The organism is Frigoribacterium sp. AC512 (assembly GCF_979258295.1).
In genome coordinates, this window is the sequence record NZ_OZ409850.1 from 2,210,860 (window position 1) to 2,230,324 (window position 19,465).

Genomic DNA, 19,465 nt, shown 5'->3' on the forward strand with positions numbered 1-19,465 from the left:
CGATCGCCCGCCCGGCCACGCCCGGCGCGACGCCCCGGAGGACACCCGTGAAGCGATTCCGCCGCAACCAGGCCCGCATGCACCTCGTGATGATGCTGACCCTGACGTTCACCACGGGCATCATCGACGCCGTCGGCTACCTGGGCCTCGACCGCGTCTTCACGGCCAACATGACCGGCAACGTCGTGATCCTCGGCATGGCGATCGCGCAGGCCGACGGCCTGCCGATCGTCGGGCCGATCGTCGCCCTCGCCGCCTTCCTGCTCGGCGCCGCGATCGGCGGCCGGGTGCTGCGCGGCGGCCGGGCCGGCTGGTCGGGCCGCAGCACCGTCTCGTTCGGCGTGACGGGCGGCGTGCTGCTCGGTCTCGGCATCTCGACCTTCGCCGTCGTGCCGGAGGAGAACACCCCGTGGGCGTTCACGATCACCGGCCTGCTCGGCGCCGCGATGGGACTCCAGGCCGCGGCCGCCCGCAAGATCGCCGTGGCCGACGTCACGACCGTGGTCGTCACGTCGACGATCGTCGGGATGGCGTCCGAGTCGAAGCTCGCGGGCGGCACGGGCAAGAACTTCCCGCGCCGCGTGCTCGCCGTCCTGCTCATCCTCGCGGGGGCGGGCGTCGGTGCCCTGCTGCTGCAGGTGCACATCGGCGTCGGCATGGGCACCGCGGGCGGGCTGACGCTGCTCGTCGCGCTGGCCGGTCACCTGCTGCGCGAGCGCCGTCACGAGCTCGAGGCTCGCGAGGCCGCCGCGACAGCTGCCGCCGGCGCCACGGCCGGCGCAGGCGCCTAGCGCCGCCCGGGGACGTCGCGGCCGTCGTCGTCGAGACCGCCACGCGGGTCGTCGCCGAGCTGCGGACGCGGCTCGTCGTCGAGCCCCGCAGCCGCGGCGTCCGCCTCGGCGCGCTCGGCCTCGATCTGCTCGCGGACCTCGCCGCGGTAGCGGGTGCGGCGCACGCGCCTGGTCATGTCGACGATGATCAGCACCGTCGCGATCGCCACGAACGCGATGGCGACGAAGCCCCAGACGCCGGGCGTGACGTCGACGTCGGGCACCGTCGACGGCGGCAGCGTCGCGTCCGGGGTCGACGGCTGCGCGAGGAGGCGCACGGCAGCCGTCAGCACGAGGTCACCTGCGGCGCTCATCGGGCCTGCACCCCCACGAGGCCGGTGTCCGGGTCGGCGACGCCGGCGAAGAGGTCGGTCTCGGGCACCGGCGAGTCGACGCGGGACTCGACCAGCTGGAAGTCCTCGGTGGGCCAGGCGGCGACCTGGAGGTCGTGCGGCCAGAAGAAGAAGGCGCTGTCGAGGGGCACCTGGCTGGCGTGCGCGCGGAGGGCCGCGTCGCGGACGGGGAAGAAGTCCGACACCGGCACGTGAGTCGTGGCGAGGTCGGGCCGGTCGCTGAAGCGCTCGAGCATCTCGGTGAGGCGCTCGATCAGCGGCGACTCGGGATCTTCCGCCTTCAGGTGCGTGATCATCGCGCCGACGCGGCCGGCGCTGAACATGCGGTCGTAGTAGACCTTGTCGATCTGCCAGGGCTCGCCCGCGGCCGGGTAGCGCGAGGCGTCGGAGGCGGCTCGGAACGCCTCCATCGAGATCTCGTGGGTGCGGATGTGGTCCGGGTGCGGGTAGCCGCCGATCTCGTCGTACGTGACGAGCACCTGCGGCCGGAAGCGCCGGATGACGGAGACGAGGGGCTCGGCGCTGATCTCGAGCGGGATGGTCGCGAACGAGTTGACCGCGACGGGCTCGCCCTCGGCGGGCAGCCCGGAGTCGGCGTAGCCGAGCCAGACGTGGTCGATGCCCATCGCCTCCTGGGCGGCTCGCATCTCGTGCACCCGGAGGCCCGCGATGTCGCGTTCGGCGTGGGCCCGCGCCTCGAGCTGCTCGTTGAGGATCGAGCCCTGCTCGCCCCCGGTGCAGCTGACGACGAGCACCTCGGCGCCGAGGCTGCGGTAGTAGGCGTAGGTCGCCGAGCCCTTGCTGGACTCGTCGTCGGGATGGGCGTGGACGGCCAAGAGGCGCAGGGTCACGGGTTCCTCGCAATTCGTGCAGGGCAGACGTTGCTACCCTCGGGACAAGGATAATCGGACGGAGTCCCCGTGGCGTCCATGCCCCCCGCACCATCGCCGGCCGCTGCGCCCGAGCAGCCCGTCGACAGCGCCTCCGACGGCCTGCCCGACGGCGAGACGGCCAGGCTCGACGCCCGCTACGGGCGCAGCAGCGGCACCCGTCGTCGCGGGCGCTGGATCGCGGTCGCGGTCGCCGCCTCCTTCGTCGTGGTCTTCGCCGCGTGGGTCGTCTTCGCCGCGTTCGACGGCGACGGCGCGAAGCTCGAGAGCACCGACGTGGGCTACACCGTGCTCGACGACCGGGCGGTCGACGTGCAGTACACGATCAGCACGCCGCCGGGTGCCGAGGTCAGCTGCGCCGTCCAGGCGCAGAACCAGAAGTTCAGCATCGTGGGCTGGAAGGTCGTGCACCTGCCGGCCTCGAGCACGTACTCCACCACCTACACGACCTCCCTCGCGACCAGCGAACGCGCCGTGACAGGCTTGATCTACGAGTGCTGGCTTCCGTAGACTGCGCGGACACCCACGAGACCGGCCACTCGGCCGGTCTCCTTTTTTCGGTGGGCGTGCCCCGCCCGGGCGCGCGGCTCCCGCTCCCGCGGACAGGGCCGCCGCACCGGCAGGCCGCCGCACGGACGGAGACACCATGAGCCAAGACAACGACGCCACCACCTGGCTGACGCCCGACGCCCGCGACCGCCTCCAGGCCGAGCTCGAGACGCTGAGCGGCGAGGGCCGAGCCGAGATCGTGGGCCGCATCGAGGCCGCCCGTGAGGAGGGCGACCTCAAGGAGAACGGCGGCTACCACGCCGCGAAGGACGAGCAGGGCAAGATCGAGGCGCGCATCCGCACCCTCGTCAACCTGCTCAAGCACGCGACGGTCGGCGAGTCCACCGCCGCCGACGGAATCGTCGGCCCCGGCACCGTCGTGACCGCGACGATCGCCGGCGACCCCAGCACGTTCCTGCTCGGCAACCGCGAGATCATCGCGCCCGGCAGCGACCTCTCGGTCTACAGCGAGACGAGCCCGCTCGGCCAGGCCATCAACGGGGTCAAGGTCGGCACGACGACCAGCTACACCGCCCCGAACGGCAAGGAGATCACGGTCTCGGTCACCGCGGTCGAGACCTACGTCCCCTGATCGACGCGGTCCCTGAGCGACACGGTCCCTGACCTCGGGACCGACCACGACGGAGGCCCCTGCTCATCCGAGCAGGGGCCTCCGTCGTCGTCGGGGCGGCGTGCAGCCGCCTAGAAGTCGACGTTCGGCGTGAAGCCGGCCTCGCGGAGGCGGCGCAGGACGTCCTCGACGTGGTCCGGTCCGCGGGTCTCGACGCTCAGCTCGAGCTCGACCTCGCTGATCTGCAGGCCCCGCTGGTGGCGCGTGTGCAGCACCTCGACGACGTTCGCGTTGGCGTCGGACAGGATCTGCGAGACCCGGGTCAGCTGCCCGGGCCGGTCGGGCAGCCCGACGCGCAGCTTGAGGTAGCGCTCGGCGGCGGCGAGCCCGCGGCTGATGACCCGCTCCATCATGAGGGGGTCGATGTTGCCCCCGCTGAGGACGATGACGGTCGTGCCGAGGTCGCGCACCTGCTCGGTCATCACCGCGGCGACGCCCACGGCGCCGGCCGCCTCGACGACGAGCTTGGCCCGCTCGAGCAGCACCAGCATCGCCCGGGCCGTGTCGTCGTCGCCGACCGTGACGACCTGGTCGACGGTCTGGCGCACGATCTCGAAGTTGAGCACTCCGGGACGGGCGACCGCGATGCCGTCGGCGATGGTCGGCAGGGCCGTGATGTCGGTGCGGACGCCGCTCGCCATCGACACGGCGTAGGGAGCCGCGTTGGCCGCCTGCACGCCGATGACGCGGACCGAGCGGCCGGTCCGTGCCGTCTGCTGCGCCACCGCGCTCGCGACGCCGGCGATCAGGCCGCCGCCGCCGATGGGGACGATGATCGTGTCGACGTCGGGGACCTGCTCGAGGATCTCGAGGCCGAGGGTGCCCTGGCCCGCGACGACGTCGGGGTGGTCGAACGGCGGGATGAGGGCGGCACCGGTGCTCGCGGCGAACTCGGCGGCCGCGCGAAGCGCCTGCTCGACGTCGTGGCCGCTGAGCACGACGTCGGCGCCGTACTCCCTCGTCGCCTGCAGCTTGGGCAGGGCGACCCCGACGGGCATGAAGATCGTCGCGGCGATGCCCAGCTCGCGGGCGGCGAAGGCGACGCCCTGGGCGTGGTTGCCGGCCGACGCCGCGACGACGCCCCGCGACTTCTCCTCGTCCGTCAGCTGCGTCAGGCGGTTGTAGGCGCCCCGGATCTTGTACGAGCCGGTGCGCTGCAGGTTCTCGCACTTGAGGTGCACCGGCGACCCGAGCAGCTCGGCCAGGAACCGCGAGCTCTCCATCGGCGTGACGCGGGCGACGCGCGAGACGCGCTCGCGCGCCTCCTCGATCTCGAGCAGCGTGGGACCGGCGATCGTGAGGTCAGACATCGGTGGCCTTTCCGGGCGAGGTGACGTCGGCGGACGTCGGTCGGGGGGTCGTGCGCCACGAGCCCCTCGCGACGTAGCCGATCATGACGTTGAGGACGGCGATGACGGGCACCGCGAAGAGAGCTCCGGGGATGCCGGCGAGGAGGGCGCCGGCCGCCACGGCGAAGACGACGGCGAGGGGGTGCACCTTGACGGCGCTGCCCATGACGAAGGGCTGCAGGAGGTGCCCCTCGATCTGCTGGACGAGGATCACGACGGCGAGCATCAGCAGCGCGACGACCCAGCCGTTGTAGACGAGCGCGATCACGACCGCGATCGCCCCGGTGGCGACGGCGCCGACGACGGGCACGAACGACCCGAGGAACACGGCGATCGCGATGGGCGCGACCAGGGGCAGCCCGAGCAGCAGCGCGCCGAGCCCGATGCCGACGGCGTCGACGAAGGCCACGAAGATCTGCACCTTGACGAAGTTCGTCAGCGTCAGCCAGCCGGCCCGGCCCGCGCCGTCGACGGCCTCGCGCGCGGCGCGCGGGAACAGCCTGACCACCCAGCGCCATATCTCGCCGCCGCCGACGAGCAGGAAGATCGTCGTGAAGAGCATGAGCACGAGCCCCGCGCCGACGTGGCCCGCCGTCGAGCCGATCGACAGGGCGCCCCGCAGCAGGGGCTGGCTGTCCTGCTGCAGCGCCGCGACCGCGTCGCCCACGTAGCCGTTCAGCTGCCCCTCGGTGAGGTGCAGGGGCGACGCGAGCAGGAAGTCCTTGAGCTCGCCGTAGGAGGCGACGGACCGGTCGCGCAGCATCGGCCAGCCGTCCACGATCTGGAGCACGACGAGGGCGAAGAGCCCCGCGACGACGACCAGGAAGCCGACGAGGCTCACGACGACCGCGACCCACTTCGGCCAGCGGTGACGCTGCAGCCACCCCGAGAAGGGGACGAGCAGGGCCGACACGAGCAGGGCGACCAGGAACGGGATGACGATGATGCGGAGCTGGATGACGAGCCAGACGAACACGGCCACGACCGCCACCACGAGCAGGACGCGCCAGGACCACGCGCCGGCGATGACCATGCCGCGCGGCACCGACGGGTCGGGCTCCCACCCCGAGGGCGCGCTCGGGTCGGTCACCTTCTCGACCGCTCCCCGCGGGAGCCTGCTGCGGCGCATCATGCGCTCAGTGTAGGGCGGGCGCGGTGGTGATCCGCCCGGCTCTGCATGCCCTGCTCGGCATGCGTCGGAGGGGCGAGCAGGAGGCGTCGGGCCGGTCTCGTGTCGGAGGTCACGGCTAGCCTCGCACCGTGCCCCACGACCGCCTCTCCCCTGCCCTCGCTCGCCGTGCAGCCCTGGCGGCGCAGGGGCTCGGCCGGCCGACCGCGGCCCCTGGCTCGACGACCGTGGGCACGCGCCGGCTCACCGGCCTCGTCGATCGGCTCGGCCTGCTGCAGATCGACTCGGTGAACGTCTTCGAGCGCAGCCACCACCTCCCCGTCTTCGCCCGGCTGGGCCAGTACGACCGCGATGAGCTCGACCGGCTGGTGTTCTCGCCTCGCGGTCGGTTCGTCGAGTACTGGGCGCACGAGGCGGCCATCCTGCCGGTCGCGACCTGGCCGCTCATGCGCTGGCGGATGCGCGACTACGACGGCCGCTGGCGGGCCGACGAGGGTTCCTGGCTCGCCACGAAGCCGGAGATGGCCCGCTGGCTGCTCGACGAGATCCGCGAGAAGGGCCCGCTGCCCGCGAGCCTGGTCGAGCACGACGCCGACCTCTTCCCGTCGCCGACCCGCACCGGCCCGTGGTGGGGCTGGGGCGACGTCAAGCGCGGACTCGAGGCGCTCTTCCGCGTGGGCTCGCTCGTGAGCGCCGGCCGTCGCCGCTTCGAGCGCGTCTACGCGCTTCCCGACCAGGTCCTGCCCGACGCCGTCCTGGGCGTCGAGGTCGACCGTGCCGACGCCCACCGTCAGCTGGTCGGCCACGCGGCCCGCGCCTCCGGCGTCGCGACCGCCTCCGACCTCGCCGACTACTGGCGCCTGAAGGCGGCCGACGTGGGGCCGGCTCTTCGCGAGCTGCACGACGCCGGCGTCGTCCGGCCGGTGACGGTCGACGGGTGGACGTCCCCCGCATGGCTGCACGCCGAGGCACGGCTGCCCCGGCGCCTCGACGCCGACGCCCTGTTGTCGCCGTTCGACCCCGTCGTGTGGCACCGCCCCCGGGCCGAGCGCCTCTTCGGGTTCCGCTACCGCATCGAGATCTACACGCCCCAGGCGAAGCGGGTGCACGGCTACTACGTGCTGCCCGTGCTGCAGGACGACCAGCTCGTCGCCCGTGTCGACCTCAAGAGCGACCGCAAGGCGGGCGTCCTGCGCGTGCAGGCGTCGTGGCGCGAACGTGACCTGCCCGTCGACGTCGAGCGCCTCGCGGCGCTGCTCGGCCGGGCCGCCGCCTGGCAGGGGCTCGACGGGGTCGAGGTCGTGCCACGGGGCGACCTCGCCGCCGCGCTCGGGGCCGCCGTCAGGGCCTCGATCCCCGGCGCGACCCCAGGCGCCGCCTCGGGTTCTGTCCCGGGCTAGAAGCGCGTCGCGTTCTCCCGCAGCCGGGCCACCCGGTCGGCGAGCGGCGGGTGCGTGCTGAACAGGCGGTCCATCACGCCCGGCTTCATCGGGTCGCTGATCCACAGGTGCGACATCGAGGTGCTCTGCTTCTGCATGGGGCGACCGTAGGCCCCGAGCTTCTCGAGCGCGCTGGCCAGCCCCTCGGGGTGGCGGGTCGTGAGCGCCCCGGTGGCGTCGGCGAGGTACTCGCGTTGACGGGACACCGCCGCCTGGACGCCCGCGGCGGCGAGCGGCGCGATGATCATCGCGACGAGCCCGAGGACGAGGAACACGGGGTTCGAGCCCCCGCCGCCGTTCCCGTTGTTGTTGTTGCGGCCCCCGGTGAGCGCGCTGAGGAAGGACATGCGCATGAGGACGTCGGCCAGGAACCCGACGGCCACGACCAGGCCGAAGACCATGGTCGAGACCCGGATGTCGTAGTTCTTGACGTGGCCCATCTCGTGGGCCATGACGCCCTGCAGCTCGGCGTCGTCCATCAGGCCGAGCAGACCCGTGGTCGCCGCGACGACCGCGTGCTCGGGATCACGCCCGGTCGCGAATGCGTTGGGGGCAGGGTCGACGACGACGTACACCTTCGGCATCGGCATGCCCATGGTGATCGACAGGTTCTCGACCGTGCGCCAGAGGCGCGGTGCCGTCGTCGCGTCGACCTCTTGCGCGCCGCTCATCGAGAGCGCCTGGCGACCGGCCGCGAAGTACTGGATCAGCGCGTAGACGGCGGCGCCGACGAGCACGACGAACCCGATGGAGGGGCTGTTCCAGAGGGCGGACGCGGCGAACCCCAGCGCCCCCACGATGAGCAGGAAGATCAGGACGATGAAGACCGTGTTGCGCTTGTTCCGCGCGATGGCCGAGTACATGGCAGGAGCCCTGGCGGAGGCGCGGCGCTAGAACTGGACGCGCGGCGGCTCGGCGATGGCCGAGGGCTCGGCCACCTCGAAGAAGTCGCGCTCGGAGAAGCCGAGGCGCTTCACGAAGAGGGTGTTCGGGAACGTGCGCGTCTTGGTGTTGAACTCGCGGACGCCGCCGTTGTAGAACCGGCGCGCGGCCTGGATCTTGTCCTCGGTGTCGACCAGCTCGGACTGGAGCTGCAGGAAGTTCTGGCTCGCCTGCAGCTGCGGGTAGGCCTCCGACACGGCGAAGATGCTCTTGAGCGCCGTCTGCATGTGGCCCTCGGCGGCGGACGCCTCTGCGGGCGTCTGCGCCCCCAGGGTCTCGGCCCGCGCCTCCGTGACGTTCTGGAACACCTTGGCCTCGTGCGACGCGTAGCCCTTGACCGACTCGATGATGTTCGGGATCAGGTCGGCCCGGCGCTTGAGCTGGATCGTGATGTCGCTCCACGCCTCGTCGACGCGGACCTTGAGCGTGACCAGGCTGTTGTAGGTCGACCAGAGGTAGATGCCGGCGATCACGACGAGCAGGACGATGATCCCGACGGCGACCAGGGTGGCGATGAGGGCCGGTTGCATGGGTGGTGACTCCTTGGGGATGCGGCTCGGGCGGACGCGTCGCGGTCGTCCTCGGGATGCCGGTCGAGGGTCACGTCGATGCGTGGGCCACTATAAATGCGCTGGATGGGGGCTCCCCGTCAACAGGGCGTCTTCGGGGGAACTCTCGACATCACCTGTCGGATGCCGGACCGTCGTCGCGAACTGGTCCGCGACGACCGATTGACAGGTGCTCACGCACCGTGCTGAATGGGGAGCAGTGCTCGACACCACGACCTCTCCCTCGCCGCGTCCCGCCTCCGTCGCCGGACGCGCGGTCGGCGTGCGCCGACGCACCCGCCGGGCTCGCCTCGCGTGGCTGCTCGTCCTGGGGACCGTGCTGGCCGGGCTCGCCGTGACGGGCGGGCCGGTCGGCCCCGTGGAGGCGGCGGGGGCCCCCACGCAGGCACCGTCGCCCCAGCTCGGATCGCCGACCCCGTCTCCCGGCCCGACGCTCGTCGCCCCGACGGTCGGGCCGGTGGCCGACAGCCCGACGGGCTCCGTCACGGCGTCCGGCGAGGCGACTCCCGGGGCCCGGGTCAAGGTCGCGCTCACGGGCAACGGCACCTACCGCGACCTCTGTGCGTCCGTGGTGACGACCTCGAGCGGCTCCTGGACCTGCACGGCGACCGTCCCGGACGGCGCGGGCTGGACCGTCGTCGTCACCGACCTCGACCACACCGACGTCGATCCAGTGACGTCCTCCCCCTTCTCGGTCCTCGCCGCGCCGACCGTCGGCTCGGGTCTGCTCGTCGGTGCCAAGCTCGCCGGCACCGCCTTCCCCGGTGCCGTGGTCACCGTGACCTCGGGCTCGGGGGCCACCGCCACGGCGACCGCCTCGGCCGACGGCGGCTGGGTCGCCGTGCTGCCCGCGGCGAGCTTCCCCTCCGGCCGCCACGACGTGCGGGCCGTGCAGTCGTCGTCCGCCGTGCCCGCCGTCCCCGTCTCCGCCTCCTCGCGGCCGTCGAGCGTCACCGTCGACCGCGACGCCCCCGCCGCACCGGTCGTGACGAGCCCCGGATCCGGCCAACGCGTCGCCGCCCTGCCCCTCGCCGTCTCCGGCACGGGCGAGGCCGGGGCCCTCGCGACGGTCTACGTCGACAGCACGCCGGTCTGTCAGGCGACCGTCTCCGGCGGAGGGACCTGGTCGTGCAGCGCCGGGGGCAGCGAGCTCGCCGACGGTGACCGGCTGGTCCAGGCCGCCCTCGTCGACCCGGCCGGGAACTTCGGGCCGCCGAGCACCGCCGTGCGGGTCACGGTGGGCGCTGCTGCAGCCGCCCCGGCCGCGCCGGGTTCCGCCCCGACGCCGCGACCCGGCGCAACGGCGACGCCCTCCCCCGGTGCGGTGCCGCCGTCGGCGACTCCACCCGGACAGTCCGACGGGGGGCCGACGACCGCGCCTCCTCCGACGGGACCCGGCGGCGAAGGAGGCGCCGGCACGCCCCCCGGCGCCGGCCAGGCAACGCAGACCGGCACCTGGGCGACCGCGACGACGTTCGGCGCGGGCCTCCCCACGCTCGCCCAGACGCTCGGCGGCCCGGTCTGGCCCCTGGGCGCGGCGGTGGCGCTGCTGTTCCTCGTCCTCGTCGCGGGACCGTCACGGCTCGCGGCGGCAGCCGCCCGCGGCCGGCTCCGCCCCCGCGCAGCCCGTCTGACCGGTCGCAACCGGTCGTCCGAGCTGCCCACCTCGTTCAACCGGGGCACCGTCGACCCCCGCGCCGCCGCCGGCCTCGCCCTGGCAGGGGGCGCCGCCGCCATCGCCGTCGCCGCGGGCGTCGACGGACAGGTGCAGTACGCGCGCCTGCTCGCGGCGATCGTGCTGGGACTCGTCGTGCTGAACGGCCTCGTGGTCGTCATCCCCGCGGTGCTCGTCGCCCGGCGCCTCGGCCTCGCCGTCCGTGTCCGGATGTCGCCCGGCCTGCTGCTCGCCGCGGTGGTCGCCTGCGGTGCCACGCGGGTCTTCTCGCTCGATCCCGCGCTCGTGCTCGGCGTGCTGCTCGTGGGGACCCTGGGCGCCGTCCGCCACCACGGCGCACAGGCCGTCGGTGCAGGGCGCAGCCCGGACGGACGTGACCGCGGCATCGCCGCGGCGGTGCAGCTCGCCGCGACCGTCGTCGTCCCTGCGGCGGCCTGGGTGCTGCACGGCCTCGTCGACGCACCGGGCGCCTGGCCGCAGCTCGGCCGGGAGGCCCTCGCCACGGTCTGCCTCGCCGGCCTCGGCTCCCTCGTCGTCCAGCTGCTGCCGCTCGGCTCGATGCCGGGTCGGCACGTGTGGGCGTGGTCCGCGGGCGTCTACACGGCCCTGGCCGTGGTGGGGGTGTCCGTCGCGGCCGCCGTGTTCGTGGGCGCCCCCTCCTCGTCGTTCCCCCTGCCGGCGCTGCTGGTCGCGAGCCTCGTCGCAGCCCTGCTCGCGGTCGCGGCCTGGCTGTGGGCGACCTACGTGGAGCCGGCCCGCCGCGCGCTCTAGACGCTCGAGTCGGCTCACCCTGCCGCGAACGAAAGAGTGCCCCCGCAGGGATTCGAACCCTGACTGAAGCGATTTTAAGTCGCCTGCCTCTGACCGTTGGGCTACGAGGGCGTGCCCCCAGCCTACGATCCAGGCGACGACACGACGACGCCCGCCGCGCTGGGGTCAGCGGGCGGGCGTCGTGGGGGCTGGTCGAGTCAGTCGCTCGTCGACAGCGAGCCGCGCCCGACGTCGGCAGGCACCGGAGCATCGGCGTCGGCCTTCGCGGTCGGCTTCTTGGCCGCCGGCTTGCGTGCGGGAGCCTTGCGGGCCGGCTTCTCGGTCTCGCCCTCGGCGGGCGCGCCCTTCTCGTCGGCCGGGTTGGCGTAGGCCGGGCCGGGCTCGCCGGCGACCTTGCCGAGCTCGGGCGTCGCGGGAGCGGCCGGGGCGGCGACCTCGGTCTTCGGACGCGAGGCGAACTCCTCGAAGGCGGCGCGGGGACGCTCGCGGTTGTCGAGCGAGACGATGTCGCGGCCGAGCCAGAAGTTGTTCCACCAGCCGGTGGCGACGCGGAACTTGCGCTCGAACGAGGGCATCGCGAGGCCGTGGTAGACGCGGTGCGCGGCCCACGCCGGCAGGCCCTTGAGCACGAACTTGCCGCTCTGGAACACGCCGACGCCGACGCCGAGCCCGGCGACCGCGCCGAGGTTGTCGTGACGGTAGTCGGCGACGCCCTCGCCGCGCAGCGACGCGGTGATGTTCTTGGCGAGGTGCTTGCCCATGCGGACGGCGTGCTGCGCGTTGGGCACGCAGAAGCCGCCGACGCCCTTGCCGGTCAGGTCGGGCGTGGCCGCGACGTCGCCGCAGGCCCAGGCGTCGGGGACGATGGTCTCGCCGTCGACGACCCGGAGGTCGGCCTTGACGGTGATCCGACCTCTCTCCTCGAGGGGCAGGTCGGTGCTGCGCACCATCGGGTTGGCCATGACGCCGGCCGTCCAGACGATCAGGTCGGACTCGAACGACTCGCCCGTCGAGAGTTCGATGACGCCGCCCACGGCGGACTTCAGCTGCGTGTCGAGGTGCACCGTGGCGGCGCGCTCGGCGAGGTTCTTGAGCACCCAGTGGCTGGTCTCGAGCGACACCTCGGGCATGATGCGGCCCATGGCCTCCACGAGGTGGAAGTGCGTGTCGTCGATGGTCAGCTGCGGGTACTTCTTGAGCAGGTCGCTGGCGAAGCTGCGCAGCTCGGCGAACACCTCGATGCCGGCGAAGCCGCCGCCGACGACCGTGACGGTCAGCAGACGGTCGCGTGCCGCACCGGCGGGCAGGTTCGCGGCCGCCGCGAAGTTGGTGAGGAGCTTGTCGCGGATCGCCGCCGCCTCCTCGATGGTCTTGAGGCCGATCGCCTCGTCGGCGACGCCCGGGATCGGGAACGTGCGCGACACGGCGCCGGCGGTCATGACGACCTGGTCGTAGTCGACCGTCCACGGGTCGCCGACCTCGGGCGTGATGGTCGCCGTCTTCGTGGCGTGGTCGACCTTGGTGACCTTGGCCGTGACGACGTTCGTCTTCTTCAGGTGACGACGCAGCGAGACGACCGCGTGACGCGGCTCGATGGAGCCGGCTGCCACCTCCGGCAGGAACGGCTGGTACGTCATGTACGGCAGCGGGTCGACGATGGTGACCTCCGCCTCCCCGGCGCGCAGCCACTTCTCGAGCTTCCAGGCTGTGTAGAAACCGGCGTAGCCGCCGCCGACGATCAGGATCTTGGGCACAGGGGTGAACTCCTCGAGGTGGTGGGGTGGCACGACGACTTTACTCCTGCTCGTGTCGTCGCCTGAACTGGCGGGCCGCGCCTGCCCCCACGGCGACGAGCGCCGCGCCGAAGACCGCGAAGACGATCAGCGGCAGCCCGGTCGAGCGCATCGACTCGACCGTCGGGAGCAGCGCACGGAGGGGGTGGTCGCCGTCGCTCTGCGGCGTCGGCACGGGCGCGGGCTCGACGGGAGCGACCGCACCGGCGCTCGGCGCGGGGGCGTCGGCGCGTCGGTGCACCCGGATCCACTCGGCGAGGTCGCCCATCGGGTTGGCCGCGACGGGCGCGACGGTGCGCTGGACGGCGGCGGCCGCGTCGACGAGGCCGTACCCGTAGAGCGGGTCGGGCTGCGAGGCGCCTCTCGGGTCGGCCGTCGAGACGACCCTGTTGATCACGTCGGCCGCCCCGAGCTCGGGGTGTGCGCTCCGCACGAGGGCGACCATGCCGGCGACGAGGGGCGTCGCGCCGCTGGTGCCGCTCCAGCTGTAGTGCACGTCGCCCGGGCCGACGCCGACGAGCTTCTCGCTGGGGGCCGAGACGCCGATGGTGATGCCCTGGCTGGAGGCGTCGAAGCTCGCCGCGCCCGAGCGGTCGACGCCGGCGACGGTGAGGACACCCGGCATCGTGGCGGGCGCCCCGACCTCGGTCGTGCCGCTGCCGCGGTTGCCGGCCGCCGCGACGACGACGACGTCCTCCTCCTGCGCGTGCAGGAAGGCCTCGTCCCAGCTCGTGGGCCAGTCGAGGGTGTTGCGGGTCAGGGACATGTTGATCACGTCGGCGCCGTGGTCGACGGCCCAGGTGACGGCGTCGGCGATCTGCTGGTCGGAGTCGACCGCGTCGGCGCCGAACCCCACCGAGATCGAGAGCAGGTCGGCCTCGGGCGCGACGCCGATCACGCCGTCGCCGGTCGCCGTGCCGCGCCCCGCGAGCAGGGAGCCGACGAGGGTCCCGTGGGCAGGGTCGTCGGCGCCGACCGGGCTCTGGCCGTCGGCGGAGCCCTGCCCGGACATGTCCGTGCCCCCGACGACGGCCCCCTGCAGCTCGCGGACGGAGCCGTCGACGCCCGTGTCGATCACGGCGACCGTGACGCCCGCGCCGCGCGTCGTCTGCCACGCCTGCTGCACCCCGTAGTCGGACAGCCAGTACTGCGCGTCGCGGATGCTGTCGGCGGACGCCGCCACGGCGGGCACGAGCGTGAGCCCCGCGGCCGTCGCCACCACGAGCACGCTCGTCGCCAGCGCCCTGGTCGCCGCGCGCCCCCCGGTGCGGCGCACCTGCGTCAGCCTGCCTCGGGCGGAGCGGAGGAGGCGGCGGTCGCGCCGCCCGCACCGGTCGCCGCGCTCGGAGCGCTCCCGTCGGCCGCCGCCGCCTCGTCGCTCGCATCGGCGCCGGCCTCGCCCAGGTAGTCGCCGCAACGGCACACGTCAGGGCTCCAGCTCGAGCGCTCGACGGCGAGGTCGCCGAGCGGGTTGACGCCCGGACCCGCCGAGAGGGCGTGCCCGGCGAGGGCGTGCAGGCACTTGACGCGCTCGGGCATGCCCCCGGCCGTCACGTGCGCGATCTCGGCCACGTGCTCGATGCCCTCGCGGTCGGCGAGGTAGGCGTCGTGGGCGTCGTGGTAGCGCCTCCTGAGGTCGTCGTCCGCGGCGAGCAGCTCGGTCAGCTCGGCCATGACGCCGTTCGCCTCGAGGGTCGAGATCGCGGCCGTGGCCCCCGGGTGGCACAGGTAGTAGAGCGTCGGGAACGGCGTGCCGTCGCCGAGGCGCGGCTTCGTCGCGACGACGGTCGGGTTGCCGCAGACACAGCGTGCGGGGATGCCGATGACGTCGCGGGCGGGGCGACCGAGCATCGCGGTGACGAGCTGGACGTCGCGCTCGCTGACGGGCTCGAAGGGAGGGGTCGTCACGGGGTGCCGCCTGTCGTGGAGGACGGCAGGGGCGCGCCGCCGATGTCGGGCGCGACCAGCTCGGTCGCGGGTTCGTCGCTGAGGCCGGCCTCGATCACGGACGACATCATCGCGGCGACCCAGTCGACCTGCGGGGTCTGGAGCGTGTCGCTGATGGGCGCCTGCGACGGCGCCGCCGCGTCGGCGTCCGCACCCATCACGAGGTAGCTGTACTCGCCGGGGTAGACGTAGAGCAGCCGGTCTCGGGCCTGCGCCTCGATGTACGCGGGGTCGCTCCACCGCGCGACGTCGCCCTGGAGGTCGTCGACGTCGTCGCGCTGGTCGCGCACGTCCTGCTGGAGGGCCGCGATCTGCTGCTGCTGCTGGACCAGGGTGCGGAGCGACGGCGCGAGCACGACAACGAACAGCACGAGGATGACGAGCATCAGCAGGCTGAAGCCGGAGAAGCGGATGCTGCGGAGCCAGCCGCCCGCGACGGTCTCGCCCGACGCGAAGGCGACGGGCACGCGTCGGGTCGGGGACTCACGGGGCATGCTCCCGAGGGTAGACGACCCGCGAGGGGGCAGGGTCACGGAACGCCGAGAGGCCCGCTCCCCAGGGGGAACGGGCCTCGGTGCGGGGACCACGTCGAGGACGTGGGCCCCGTCGGGCACGGCTCTGTGGCGCTACGCCGAGAAGCGCGGGAACGCCGAGTAGCCGGCGTACCGGGCTGCGTCGCCCAGTTCCTCCTCGATGCGGAGCAGCTGGTTGTACTTCGCGACGCGCTCGCTGCGGGCGGGGGCGCCCGTCTTGATCTGGCCGGCGTCGGTCGCGACGGCGAGGTCGGCGATCGTCGTGTCCTCGGTCTCGCCCGAGCGGTGCGACAGCACGGTCGTGTAGCCGCTGCGCTGCGCGAGCGAGACGGCGTCGAGCGACTCGGTCAGCGTGCCGATCTGGTTGACCTTGACGAGGATCGAGTTCCCGGCGCCGGCGGCGATGCCGCGGGCGAGGCGCTCGGGGTTCGTGACGAACAGGTCGTCGCCGACGATCTGCGTCTTGGAGCCGATCTCGCTCGTCAGGTGGGCCCAGCCCTCCCAGTCGTCCTCGTCGAGGGGGTCCTCGATGGTGACGAGCGGGTAGGCCGACACGAGGTCGGCGTAGTAGCCGGCGAGGAACGCGGAGTCGCGCTTCTCGCCCTCGAACGTGTACGAGCCGTCGGCGTAGAACTCGCTGGAGGCGACGTCGAGGCCGAGCGCGATGTCCTTGCCGGGGGTGAAGCCGGCCTTGGTGATCGCCTCGACCAGCAGGTCGAGCGCGGCACGGTTGCTCTCGAGGTTCGGCGCGAAGCCGCCCTCGTCGCCGAGGCCCGTCGACAGGCCCTTCGACTTCAGCTCGCTCTTGAGCGCGTGGTACGTCTCGGCACCCCAGCGGAGGGCGTCCGCGAACGACGTCGCGCCGATCGGCAGGATCATGAACTCCTGGATGTCGACGTTGCTGTCGGCGTGCGAGCCGCCGTTGATGACGTTGAGCATCGGCACGGGCAGGGTGTGCGCGTTCGGGCCGCCCAGGTAGCGGAAGAGCGGCAGGTCGGCCGAGTCGGCGGCGGCGCGGGCGACGGCCAGCGAGACGCCGAGGATGGCGTTCGCGCCGAGGCGCGACTTGTTCTCGGTGCCGTCGAGCTCGATCATGGCGGCGTCGACGAGGCGCTGGTCGGTCGCGTCCATGCCCTCGACCTCGGGGCCGATCTCGTCGATGACGGCGGCGACGGCCTTGAGGACGCCCTTGCCGAGGTAGCGGCTCTCGTCGCCGTCGCGCAGCTCGTAGGCCTCGAAGGCCCCGGTCGATGCGCCCGAGGGGACGGCCGCGCGCGACACGGTCCCGTCGTCGAGCAGGACCTCGACCTCGACCGTCGGGTTGCCCCGCGAGTCGAGGATCTCGCGTGCGCCTACTGCGTCGATTTCTGCCACGGATGAACTCCTTAGTCGTCGGTGTGCGTGCGGGGCACGCGGTCGTGTCGATCCTAGCCGCGCGGGCCGACGCCGAGCGGGGCGGGGCGGGGCGGCAGTCAGCCCAGGGGCCGCACCTCGAGGTCGTCCGGGGCTTCTCCCCCGCGCACCGCGACGAAGCGCCGGAACCCGGCCGCCGCGAGGGCGTCGAGCTGGCCCCCGACGTTCTTGGCGCGCTTCTGCAGCCGGACCCGCGCCTCCCCACGGGACACCAGGGCCTTCTGCAGGGCGAGCAGCTCGACCGGCGCGACCGCCTTGTCGTAGAGGACGACGAGGCCGTCGTCGTCGGCGTCGTCGAGCTCGACGAGGTCGACGATCCGCTCGAAGCCGAGCGAGAAGCCCGCGGCCGGCACGTCGGTGCCGAGGAACCGCCCGATCATGCCGTCGTAGCGACCGCCCCCGCCGAGGGAGTACGAGAAGTCGGGGTGCGCCACCTCGAAGATCGTGCCCGTGTAGTAGCCCATGCCGCGCACCAGGGTCGGGTCGAAGACGAGCCTCGCCTCGGGCAGGGCCGCCCGGAGCGCCAGCAGGTCGCCGAACGCCCCTTGGTCCAGCCACGAAGGAGGCGGGGAGGCGGTCGCCGAGTCCCAGGTCGCGTCGCCGAGCTGGGCCAGCTGCTCGGCGATGCCGGGCGCCTCGACGCCGATCGACACCAGCTGGGCCGCGACGCCCTCGACGCCGATCTTGTCGAGCTTGTCGATCTCGAGGAGCGCACGGTCGTGCAGCTCGGCCGGCACTCCCCAGTGCGACAGCACCCCGAGGAGCACGCGACGGTCGTTGACCCTGATCGTGGTGCCCTCGAGTCCGAGGGCGGCCAGGACGGCGGTGGTGGCGGAGATCAGCTCGATCTCCGCGAGCTGGCCGGCCTCGCCCAGGATGTCGATGTCGCACTGGACGAACTGGCGGTAGCGCCCCTTCTGCGGCTTCTCGGCCCGCCACACCGGCGCGATCTGCACGCTGCGGAAGACGGTCGGCAGCTCGGCGCGGTGGGAGGCGTAGAAGCGGGCCAGCGGCACCGTGAGGTCGAAGCGGAGGCCGAGGTCGGCGAGCTCGAGGGCGGACGAGGCCGCCCGCAGCGCCTCGTCGTCGAGACCGCGTCGGAGCACCGCGAAGACCTGCTTCTCGTTGTCGCCCCCCAGGCCCGAGAAGAGGTACTCGCTCGACTCGACGACGGGGGTCTCGATCTCGTCGAAGCCGTGCGCCCGGTAGACGTCTCGGACCACGGAGAGGACCCGCTCGCGGCGGCGCTTGTCGGCGGGCAGGAAGTCTCTCATCCCGCGCGGCGGGGTCACGTGTGACGGCATCCGACCATCATCCCAGAGCCGGCGGACGACGATCGCGACCAGAGCTTGCCCATATGTCACATTGCATGTACTGTCGAGGTGTCGGCGGAGCGAATCGGGTTGCGCACCGCCGACCTGGCGCCCGCCTTCCCTGCGGTGGGGCGTCGCGACGGACCGGGCTCAACGCCCGGTCCGTCATCCCGTCGTCTGCGCTGCCTGACGCGAGCAGTCGAGGTGCGCACAGCGCGGCAACCCCGCCAGCTCTGTGCGACCCCTTTCCGTGCGGCCCCTCCGCCTTCGGGGTAGGGAGCCGCGCCTGGTGAGCCACGGCGCGAGGCGGGCAAGCCAGAACCAAGGTCCCGCCCGCACCGTACTCCGCCGTGTCGGTTGACATGTCACGCTTCACGGGTTACATTCATGGAGTCGTCACGGTGCTCGTTCTGGACTGATCCCCAGGAGAAACGAGCGCCCTGTCGACGGTGTGGTCTGTCGTCGGTTCGTCGCGAGACGCCCGCGTCTTCCCAGGCGCGTGGGCCTCCCGTCCCGGCCTGACCACGCGCGGGCGCCTTCCTGTTCGGGTCAGGGAGGCGCCCCCTCCCCGTCGGGTCCGTCCCTGGTCAGGCGCCGTCGCGGCGTGGCTCCACGGCCCGCAACAGCGTCTCGCGCTCTCGTACCGCTCGGCGCAGGGCTCGCTCGGCGTCGATGCCGTCCCGACCGGCCTCGTCCACGACGGCGAGCAGATCACGCCCCCAGACGAGCTCGGCGTCGTCGGCCGCGTCCGCAGCTCGCCCGGCGTCCGCAGCTCGCCCGGCGGCCGGAGCCGCCCCGGCGGCAACGCGCCTGCCCTCCAGCTTCTGAGCGCGGGACAACGCCGGCAGCCCGCGTGGCACGCCGTCGTACGCGCTCGACCGGCTCGCCTTCTCGACGGCCTTCGCAGCGCTCCAGAGACGGACGATGTCGTCCACGTCGGCCGCGTCCTCTCCGCCGAACACGTGCGGGTGCCGGCGCACGGTCTTGAGCCGGACGTCGCGCACGACGTCGGCCAGGTCGAAGGCACCGTCGGAGGCGCGGGCCGCGATCGCAGCGTGCAGGACCACTTGGTAGAGCACGTCGCCGAGCTCCTCACGACGATCGTCGACCGTGCCGTCCTCGATCGCCTCGACCAGCTCCGCGCACTCCTCGACCAGGTAGGTGACGAGCGACTCGTGCGTCTGCGCGCGGTTCCACCCGCAGCCGCCCTGGTCAGCGAGCAGCGCCTCCACCACGTCGGAGAGCTCCCGGACCTCGGCCTCGAGTCCTGTGTCGTCGTGCACCGCTCCTCCTCGTCTGACCGCCGGGGTCGTCGGGGACGGGCAGCCGGGAGGGCCGC

General features: G+C 73.1%; 17 protein-coding genes, 1 tRNA gene and 1 pseudogene. 5 read left to right on the top strand and 14 right to left on the bottom strand.

Going from position 1 to position 19,465, the window contains the following annotated elements:
- Positions 1 to 47 precede the first annotated feature (47 nt).
- The gene (locus ACZZ97_RS10050; RefSeq protein ID WP_463473053.1) at positions 48 to 791 is read left to right on the top strand and encodes a DUF1275 family protein; all 744 of its coding nucleotides are present in this window, start codon (positions 48 to 50) and stop codon (positions 789 to 791) included.
- Here ACZZ97_RS10050 and ACZZ97_RS10055 read toward each other — a convergent pair.
- Together ACZZ97_RS10055 and mca are read right to left on the bottom strand one after the other, a co-directional pair.
- On the bottom strand, positions 788 to 1,144 hold the full coding sequence (locus tag ACZZ97_RS10055) for a hypothetical protein (RefSeq protein WP_463473054.1): 357 nt from the start codon (positions 1,142 to 1,144) through the stop codon (positions 788 to 790). The genes ACZZ97_RS10050 and ACZZ97_RS10055 overlap by 4 nt on opposite strands.
- Positions 1,141 to 2,034 (bottom strand): mycothiol conjugate amidase Mca, encoded by an 894-nt coding sequence (gene mca, locus ACZZ97_RS10060; RefSeq protein WP_314103142.1) that lies wholly within the window; start codon positions 2,032 to 2,034, stop codon positions 1,141 to 1,143. The genes ACZZ97_RS10055 and mca overlap by 4 nt, the downstream gene beginning before the upstream one ends.
- Before the next feature lie 78 nt (positions 2,035 to 2,112).
- Here mca and ACZZ97_RS10065 point away from each other — a divergent pair, with 78 nt between their 5' ends.
- Entirely contained in the window at positions 2,113 to 2,583 is a 471-nt protein-coding gene (locus ACZZ97_RS10065) for a DUF4307 domain-containing protein (protein WP_463473055.1), read from the top strand.
- A gap of 136 nt (positions 2,584 to 2,719) precedes the next feature.
- Positions 2,720 to 3,214 carry a transcription elongation factor GreA gene (gene greA, locus ACZZ97_RS10070; RefSeq protein ID WP_463473056.1) on the top strand — a complete coding sequence of 165 codons (495 nt, stop codon included), beginning with the start codon at positions 2,720 to 2,722 and terminating at the stop codon, positions 3,212 to 3,214.
- A 110-nt stretch (positions 3,215 to 3,324) separates the two neighbouring features.
- On the opposite strand, the gene ilvA is transcribed toward greA, so the two are convergent.
- Complete coding sequence (ilvA, locus tag ACZZ97_RS10075; RefSeq protein WP_123548066.1) at positions 3,325 to 4,563, bottom strand: threonine ammonia-lyase; 1,239 nt, start codon at positions 4,561 to 4,563, stop codon at positions 3,325 to 3,327.
- Entirely contained in the window at positions 4,556 to 5,734 is a 1,179-nt protein-coding gene (locus ACZZ97_RS10080) for an AI-2E family transporter (RefSeq protein WP_314103136.1), read from the bottom strand. Before ACZZ97_RS10080 ends, ilvA begins: the two co-directional genes overlap by 8 nt.
- Before the next feature lie 128 nt (positions 5,735 to 5,862).
- On the opposite strand from ACZZ97_RS10080, the gene ACZZ97_RS10085 reads away from it, so the two are divergent.
- Positions 5,863 to 7,131, top strand: a complete 1,269-nt coding sequence (locus tag ACZZ97_RS10085) for a winged helix-turn-helix domain-containing protein (protein ID WP_463473057.1) — start codon at positions 5,863 to 5,865, stop codon at positions 7,129 to 7,131.
- Here the strand turns inward: ACZZ97_RS10085 and ACZZ97_RS10090 are convergent.
- Together ACZZ97_RS10090 and ACZZ97_RS10095 are read right to left on the bottom strand one after the other, a co-directional pair.
- Positions 7,128 to 8,033 carry a M48 family metalloprotease gene (locus tag ACZZ97_RS10090; RefSeq protein WP_463473058.1) on the bottom strand — a complete coding sequence of 302 codons (906 nt, stop codon included), beginning with the start codon at positions 8,031 to 8,033 and terminating at the stop codon, positions 7,128 to 7,130. The two genes, ACZZ97_RS10085 and ACZZ97_RS10090, sit on opposite strands and share 4 nt — an antisense overlap.
- A gap of 27 nt (positions 8,034 to 8,060) precedes the next feature.
- A complete protein-coding gene (locus tag ACZZ97_RS10095) occupies positions 8,061 to 8,642 on the bottom strand; it encodes a LemA family protein (RefSeq protein WP_463473059.1) in 582 nt (193 codons plus the stop codon).
- 238 nt (positions 8,643 to 8,880) lie between these two features.
- On the opposite strand from ACZZ97_RS10095, the gene ACZZ97_RS10100 reads away from it, so the two are divergent.
- A complete protein-coding gene (locus tag ACZZ97_RS10100; protein ID WP_463473060.1) occupies positions 8,881 to 11,127 on the top strand; it encodes a hypothetical protein in 2,247 nt (748 codons plus the stop codon).
- 37 nt (positions 11,128 to 11,164) lie between these two features.
- On the opposite strand, the gene ACZZ97_RS10105 is transcribed toward ACZZ97_RS10100, so the two are convergent.
- The 8 genes and pseudogenes from ACZZ97_RS10105 to ACZZ97_RS10140 all read right to left on the bottom strand — a co-directional run bounded on the left by ACZZ97_RS10105 (position 11,165) and on the right by ACZZ97_RS10140 (position 19,409).
- Positions 11,165 to 11,238, bottom strand: a tRNA-Leu gene (locus tag ACZZ97_RS10105).
- Positions 11,239 to 11,324: 86 nt separating this feature from the next.
- Positions 11,325 to 12,881 carry an FAD-dependent oxidoreductase gene (locus ACZZ97_RS10110; protein WP_463473790.1) on the bottom strand — a complete coding sequence of 519 codons (1,557 nt, stop codon included), beginning with the start codon at positions 12,879 to 12,881 and terminating at the stop codon, positions 11,325 to 11,327.
- Between the two features lie 40 nt (positions 12,882 to 12,921).
- Positions 12,922 to 14,196, bottom strand: a complete 1,275-nt coding sequence (locus tag ACZZ97_RS10115; RefSeq protein ID WP_463473061.1) for a S8 family serine peptidase — start codon at positions 14,194 to 14,196, stop codon at positions 12,922 to 12,924.
- 131 nt (positions 14,197 to 14,327) lie between these two features.
- Positions 14,328 to 14,828, bottom strand: a pseudogene (locus ACZZ97_RS10120) (DUF501 domain-containing protein); the annotation flags it as partial.
- Positions 14,825 to 15,361: a septum formation initiator family protein gene (locus ACZZ97_RS10125; protein ID WP_463473062.1), complete on the bottom strand. Its 537-nt coding sequence runs from the start codon at positions 15,359 to 15,361 to the stop codon at positions 14,825 to 14,827. The pseudogene ACZZ97_RS10120 and the gene ACZZ97_RS10125, both read right to left, overlap by 4 nt.
- Positions 15,362 to 15,493: 132 nt before the next feature.
- On the bottom strand, positions 15,494 to 16,774 hold the full coding sequence (gene eno, locus ACZZ97_RS10130) for a phosphopyruvate hydratase (protein WP_463473063.1): 1,281 nt from the start codon (positions 16,772 to 16,774) through the stop codon (positions 15,494 to 15,496).
- Between the two features lie 98 nt (positions 16,775 to 16,872).
- Positions 16,873 to 18,117 (bottom strand): histidine--tRNA ligase, encoded by a 1,245-nt coding sequence (gene hisS / locus ACZZ97_RS10135; protein WP_463473064.1) that lies wholly within the window; start codon positions 18,115 to 18,117, stop codon positions 16,873 to 16,875.
- 596 nt (positions 18,118 to 18,713) lie between these two features.
- Positions 18,714 to 19,409, bottom strand: coding sequence for a MazG nucleotide pyrophosphohydrolase domain-containing protein (locus tag ACZZ97_RS10140; protein ID WP_463473065.1), 696 nt, complete (start codon positions 19,407 to 19,409; stop codon positions 18,714 to 18,716).
- Positions 19,410 to 19,465 lie beyond the last annotated feature (56 nt).

Coding starts and splice junctions, on each gene's coding strand:
- ACZZ97_RS10095 (WP_463473059.1), bottom strand. CDS start 8,642: ATGCAACCGGCCCTCATCGCCACCCTGGTCGCCGTCGGGATCATCGTC.
- ACZZ97_RS10125 (WP_463473062.1), bottom strand. CDS start 15,361: ATGCCCCGTGAGTCCCCGACCCGACGCGTGCCCGTCGCCTTCGCGTCG.
- ilvA (WP_123548066.1), bottom strand. CDS start 4,563: ATGTCTGACCTCACGATCGCCGGTCCCACGCTGCTCGAGATCGAGGAG.
- hisS (WP_463473064.1), bottom strand. CDS start 18,117: ATGCCGTCACACGTGACCCCGCCGCGCGGGATGAGAGACTTCCTGCCC.
- ACZZ97_RS10055 (WP_463473054.1), bottom strand. CDS start 1,144: ATGAGCGCCGCAGGTGACCTCGTGCTGACGGCTGCCGTGCGCCTCCTC.
- ACZZ97_RS10065 (WP_463473055.1), top strand. CDS start 2,113: ATGCCCCCCGCACCATCGCCGGCCGCTGCGCCCGAGCAGCCCGTCGAC.
- greA (WP_463473056.1), top strand. CDS start 2,720: ATGAGCCAAGACAACGACGCCACCACCTGGCTGACGCCCGACGCCCGC.
- ACZZ97_RS10090 (WP_463473058.1), bottom strand. CDS start 8,033: ATGTACTCGGCCATCGCGCGGAACAAGCGCAACACGGTCTTCATCGTC.
- ACZZ97_RS10080 (WP_314103136.1), bottom strand. CDS start 5,734: ATGATGCGCCGCAGCAGGCTCCCGCGGGGAGCGGTCGAGAAGGTGACC.